This window comes from Leptospira meyeri (genome assembly GCF_004368965.1).
Classification (GTDB): Bacteria; Spirochaetota; Leptospiria; order Leptospirales; family Leptospiraceae; genus Leptospira_A; species Leptospira_A meyeri.
Genome location: NZ_SORO01000012.1, coordinates 1 through 5,695, shown reverse-complemented (window position 1 = coordinate 5,695; position 5,695 = coordinate 1). Strand labels below are relative to the sequence as shown.

The following is a 5,695-nucleotide window of genomic DNA, read 5'->3' as shown; positions in this document are numbered from 1 at the left end:
AACCAAATACTACTGCACTGCGACTAACAGCGGGGAAACGCTGCGCTTCGGCACTTACGGCCTCGCTTGGTCTACGACACATTCCTCTCCGTCACGCTTCTCGCTCTGCAAGAAGGCGCGCCGACGCTAACGCCTACTTCGTAGGCTCAGCTACGAGGAACGTCGTCTCCCCTAGTTCGTTATGCGCAATAGGCTAAAATTATATGACTATTACAGAAGAAGAATTTAATATTGCAGAAAACCTAATTTATTTCGATTCCAATATTATCAATTACCTATTCAAGCCAGACTCATTGGACAAAGATTTAAAAGCGTCAATTCAATGCCTTGGCACTGTTATAGAGACTTTCATCGACTTCACTTATTATCAAATACCATATAGCCATGCACACTACTTAGATATCAATCAAGGTCCTTCAAATTATAAGGCAAAAGATTTAGAAAATTTATTCCGTTTCACCAAAGGAATCAGAATTCAAGAAGATAGATCAGATAACTTTACTCTGAAAATTTATCAAATAACAAACATGCAAGCTGATTTTGAATACTGCATAGAGCAAATTAAGCCTTCAAATTCTTTTGATTTTATACTTAAACCTCTAAATTTGATGCTACAGGGAGCCATCAAAGTAGCATCTATATTCGTACCAAACAAAAAACACCAAGAATTAATAAATAGATTAGCCGACGCTCTGAGCGATTTCAATAACGGCTTGGAAATTATTCGAATCAATAAAGCAATGAGAAATGAATTCAAAGAAATAGCTGGCATTAAGATTTCTTATCCAAATGTTCATCAACTTTCAAAAGAAAAAAAGATGATGGATGTAAAGGAAATGGCAAACGAAGCTATAAACACCTCATTTTTTCAAATTCAATTTAAAAACTATCAAGACTTTTTTGATTTCCATAAACAAGACAACATTACATTTTTATCAAAATTAAACCGCTGGGTTTTAAAGTTAACTTCTTTAGCTGAATTAATTGGACTCGTATCAGAAGATGTAAAAAGTCCGACTGCCTTCGGAAGTATAACTAATGACAATATCCACCTTACATATGGATTAAGTTGTCAATTTTTTATTACAGCCGATATTCGCTTATACAAAAAAGCTAAATTTATCAAAAGTTGGCTTAATTTAAAATCAAATGTATTTTTAATTGATGAATTTATTGAATATGTTTTAAGGAGCGCATATTTTCCAACAAACGAATCTACTTCAAAAGAAAAATTTGCCAAATTCGTTTTTACCGATAAAGAAGGAACAGTAATCAAAGAATATATACTAACTTTGGAACAAAAGAACTAGCCTACTGCGCATAACAGCGTGGAAACGCTGCGCTTCGGCACTTACGGCCTCGCTTGGCCTGCGGCACATTTCTCTCCGTCACGCTTTATTGCTCTCGCAAAAAGCGCGCCGACGCTAACGCCTACTACGTAGGCTCAGCTACGAGAAACGTCGTCTCCACTAGTTCGTTATGCGCAAGACTTTTAAAATTTAAGGAAATACAATGGGAACATGGGGAACTGGTCTCTATTCAAGCGATAGCAGTAAAGACTTCGAAACTACAATAAAAAGTATCATAAAATTACCTTTCAAAGATGAAGAAATCTATAACATAATTTCAGAAGAATTCAAAGATACTATTTCAAACGAAAACGATGAAGACCATTATATTTTTTGGTTAGTTTTATCTGATCAATTTAATAAATATGGAATAGCAAATAATCTTATTTTCCAAAAAGCTATAGAAATAATTGATCTTGGAAAAGATTTAAACAGAAACAAAGAATTAGGAATGGATAATATTTCACTGAAAGCTAGAGATAAAGTTCTCAAAAAGCTCAAAGAATCTCTTTCTAGCAAAAATCCTTCGAAAACCAGAAAATTATTAAAAAAACCTGATGAACTAATTTTTAAGCAAGGTGATATTATAAAATTTCCAGTATTAAAAGATGGAACAGCATTAAATCCTTATTTTTCAAATAAATTAATCACGAAATACCCAAATCTAAATGAAACAAAAGAATTTAGCTATGCTATAATAATTTCAAGTAATTTAGTTTTTGATTATATAGCTTCTTATTGGGTAATAGTATATGCTGAGTCCTTCGACTCAGGAAACAATATATCTGTGGAAAATTTAATATCAGAAGAAAAATGGCTTCTTAAACGCGCTGGCGTATGTAGCAAGTCACATTTCAATAAAATGAAATTAGAAATAATTGGAAACTGCCAATTTAGCCCTGCAATAAATGAATTTACGGAAGAGGAAAAACGATTTTTAAAATACGCTGCAGTAAATGATATTTCTTTAGCAAATTCCTTAAAAGTAAACCAAAGGGAAAAAATGTTAAAAGAAAATTATATGCCATTTAAATTAAGTAGATACATAAAAAAGATAGAAATTGAATACAAAAAGTCCAGCGCATAACAGCGACTAACCGCTTCGCTTCGGGACTTCGCCCTCGCTTGGGCTGCGCCACATAGGCTTCTGGCACTCCCCTTGTCTACGCAAGTGTCGTGGCCAGTCCCTAACGTCCCGTTCGGGACTCAGGGCCAGCCTACGTCGGTTAGTCTAGTTCGTTATACGCAATAAACCAAAATACATTTATTAAATGAAAATTCTTAAATCTTCAATTCTCTTTGTCTTAATTTCTTGCATGACTTCCAATGATATTACTAACTCTAAAACTGATTTTGATACAATCCCCAATAAAAATCAAAAAATCGAAATTAATTTTATAAATTTCCCAGAATTAGAAAAGGAAATTGAAATCGATTTCCAATTAATTGAATATACATTCTTGGATTCTTTTAAATTTGGATCAAAATTTAAATTTAAAGAAAAAGTTAATGTCAACAATCTTAAAATTGAAATCCCAAGCGGGATCTATGTAGGATCAATAGAAGTTAAAGTTTCCAAAACAATTCCCTTCTATGCAAATTATAGCGGGATTCATACTATCTATTTTGGACTAAACGAGAAACGAATTAAAGAAATTAATACAAATGAAAAATGTAACTCAAAAGAATTTTATAGCACAAGGAAACTTAAATCATCTAAATTTTATAATTTCTGCAATGATTTAAATATTCTAAACAAAAAATATTCGATTAATTTCTCTTCTAATGGAAAAAAAGATTTCAATACAACTAAAACTTTTGCCCTAACGTATGTTGGAGTTTCTGCTGGTCTAGCAAAAGCATTTCAGAATTATCAACTTGCGCCAATTTTGTTAATTAGTGGATTTTTCGGATTTGTACAAAATGATATTGAGATAAATTCAGAAATTTTAGAAGAAGCATTTTAAACATGGTTTACTGCGTATAACAGCAACTAACCGCTTCGCTTCGGGACTACGCCCTTGCTTGGGCTGCGCCACATAGGCTTCTGGCACTCCCCTTGCATTCGCAAGTGTCGTTCCAGTCCCTAACGTCCCGTTACCGGGACTCAGGGTCAGCCTACGTCGGTTAGTCTAGTTCGTTATGCGTAATGCCGAAATAATTTTTACTAGACACAAATAAAAAATAACGTACGTTAGTCCACAAAAGGAAGCAAATGAAATCTCTATTTTTTCTCTTTATCTTGATAATAAATTTCTCTATGTCATGTAGATCTATGGCTTATAAATGTTTTAGTGATAACGAATGTCCAAATAACAATGGTAAATTTGTATCAAACAATCAACACAAAGATATTTACGAAGGGCAACTAGGAGTTCCTCCGGGTTTTAATTTACAAATCGATCCGCTTTTGCCGCATGGATTCGGTAAGATTACATACGGACCGCAAATTCCTGGAACCGAGAGAAGTTATAGCGAAGGTGATGTATATGAAGGTTATTGGGATTGGGATAAATTCAATTTTCCTAAGTATTCCGGAAAAGGAACTTATACTTATAAATCTGGTACAGTTATAGAAACTGAATGGAAAGATAGTAGCCCTTTGACTGGAGCATTCGGAAAAAAGAAATTTCCAGACGGTACTGTTATATCTGGAATTTGGAATTCAAACGGCTATATTTGTATTGGAAACTGCACTAATGGTACCGGAACAGAAACAGCTGATTTCGGTGAGTGGTATACAAAAGGAATTTTTGTAAACAAACAAATTACGGAAGGAATTCAATATAATCCAGATTATCTAAGTGAAGGTAAATTTCGAGGAAACAGATTAGTCTCGGGTATTATCACATGTAAATCTAATAGGAATAGATGCAATAATCAAATTAGAAACTATTCATTAGATAATAGTGAATTTAGTTCAAATCAAATTAAAATTATTTACAAAGACTAAAAACTACCACTCAACAAAAGGCACTACGCATAACAGCGTGGAAACGCTGCGCTTCGGCACGAGGCCTCGCTTGGTCTACGACACATTCCTCTCCGTCACGCTTCTTGCTATGCAAGAAGGCGCGCCGACGCTAACGCCTTCTACGAAGGCTCAGCTACGAGGAACGTCGTCTCCCCTAGTTCGTTAGGCGCAATTAGTTAAATTTCAACAAGGAACAAAATGGTAAGTCAGGATCTTGAAAAAATTGGTACACAGAAAAAATGGGAATACTCTCCCAATGGTATAGTAGGAATTGAGCACGGTTATATTATTAATATTTGGGAAGGCCTATATCAACAAAAATACCTATTGATAAGCGATCTTGATATTGATGAGAAAAAAATCTATCGATTAAAGACTGAATTTAGTGAAGTTAAAAAAAAATATAAAATAGGAGAGATAAATATTGAAAAAGAATATATATTAATTAATATTCATGATACAACTTTTGACTCACCGATAGAAAGAATTATAAATTTAATTGAATTTATCACAGGAAGAATTAAATATTACAATATCAATGAAAATAATTTTTGTTGCAAATGCAAAAATCCTGAATACCAACTATATTATTTCACAAACGAAACAACAAGTAATCCTTATTGCGATAAATGTTTGTTAGAAATTAAGTATGAATTAGAAAAAGGAAAAGAAGAATTTGATAAGGAAGATAAAAAATACTTTAGAGGTTTTTTGGGTTCAGTTTGTATAAATATTCCAGTAATTATCTTATGGTCGTTTCTAGCTTCAAACACTAGTATTGCACTGATATCTACTATTGTTATATTTTACGTAACAAATTTTGGATACAAATTGTTTGGTGGAAAAGTAGGACGCTTCTCTATAACAACTAGATTAATCGCTTACATTTTCACGTATACATTGTGGAGTCTTTTGACAGAAATTGTTTTACTTCGTAATCATGCAAATTTTAGCATTGAATTTTTCTCGAAATTAATTTCAGGAATTAGTAAAAATGAAGTAACTCAAAGAATATGGAAGGGGATTTCAATTATAGGCACACTACTATGGGCATCTGAGTTTTTGAATAAATTCAAATTTCCAGAAATTAAGAAAAGTATTAATTATTCTAAATAAAAACTAACTGCGCCTAACAACGGGGAAACGCTTCGCTGCGGCACTTACGGCCTTGCTCGGTCTGCGACACATTGTCCTCCGTCACGCTTCTCGCTCCGCAAGAAGGCGCGCCGACGCCAACGCCTACTTCGTAGGCTCGGCTACGGACAACGTCGTCTCCCCTAGTTCGTTAATTGCAATTAGTTGATCAAAAGAAGAAAACGCGCAAATTTTTTAAGAGAGTGTTGTCGATTTACGATTTGGAAGAAAACAATTC

5 protein-coding genes are annotated in these 5,695 nt (G+C 33.8%); all 5 read left to right on the top strand.

The window, feature by feature from the left end; translation table 11 throughout:
* The first annotated feature begins 203 nt into the window (after positions 1-203).
* The 5 genes from CLV96_RS20060 to CLV96_RS19695 all read left to right on the top strand — a co-directional run bounded on the left by CLV96_RS20060 (position 204) and on the right by CLV96_RS19695 (position 5,439).
* Positions 204-1,310 carry a hypothetical protein gene (locus tag CLV96_RS20060; RefSeq protein WP_243836557.1) on the top strand — a complete coding sequence of 369 codons (1,107 nt, stop codon included), beginning with the start codon at positions 204-206 and terminating at the stop codon, positions 1,308-1,310.
* A 202-nt stretch (positions 1,311-1,512) separates the two neighbouring features.
* Positions 1,513-2,436: a hypothetical protein gene (locus CLV96_RS19710; protein WP_004787824.1), complete on the top strand. Its 924-nt coding sequence runs from the start codon at positions 1,513-1,515 to the stop codon at positions 2,434-2,436.
* 184 nt (positions 2,437-2,620) lie between these two features.
* Complete coding sequence (locus CLV96_RS19705) at positions 2,621-3,316, top strand: hypothetical protein (protein WP_134152112.1); 696 nt, start codon at positions 2,621-2,623, stop codon at positions 3,314-3,316.
* Positions 3,317-3,564: 248 nt separating this feature from the next.
* Entirely contained in the window at positions 3,565-4,302 is a 738-nt protein-coding gene (locus tag CLV96_RS19700; protein ID WP_004787819.1) for an MORN repeat-containing protein, read from the top strand.
* Between the two features lie 219 nt (positions 4,303-4,521).
* Complete coding sequence (locus CLV96_RS19695) at positions 4,522-5,439, top strand: hypothetical protein (RefSeq protein ID WP_004787836.1); 918 nt, start codon at positions 4,522-4,524, stop codon at positions 5,437-5,439.
* The last annotated feature ends 256 nt before the right edge of the window (positions 5,440-5,695 follow it).

Coding starts and splice junctions, on each gene's coding strand:
- CLV96_RS19710 (WP_004787824.1), top strand. CDS start 1,513: ATGGGAACATGGGGAACTGGTCTCTATTCAAGCGATAGCAGTAAAGAC.
- CLV96_RS20060 (WP_243836557.1), top strand. CDS start 204: ATGACTATTACAGAAGAAGAATTTAATATTGCAGAAAACCTAATTTAT.
- CLV96_RS19705 (WP_134152112.1), top strand. CDS start 2,621: ATGAAAATTCTTAAATCTTCAATTCTCTTTGTCTTAATTTCTTGCATG.
- CLV96_RS19695 (WP_004787836.1), top strand. CDS start 4,522: ATGGTAAGTCAGGATCTTGAAAAAATTGGTACACAGAAAAAATGGGAA.
- CLV96_RS19700 (WP_004787819.1), top strand. CDS start 3,565: ATGAAATCTCTATTTTTTCTCTTTATCTTGATAATAAATTTCTCTATG.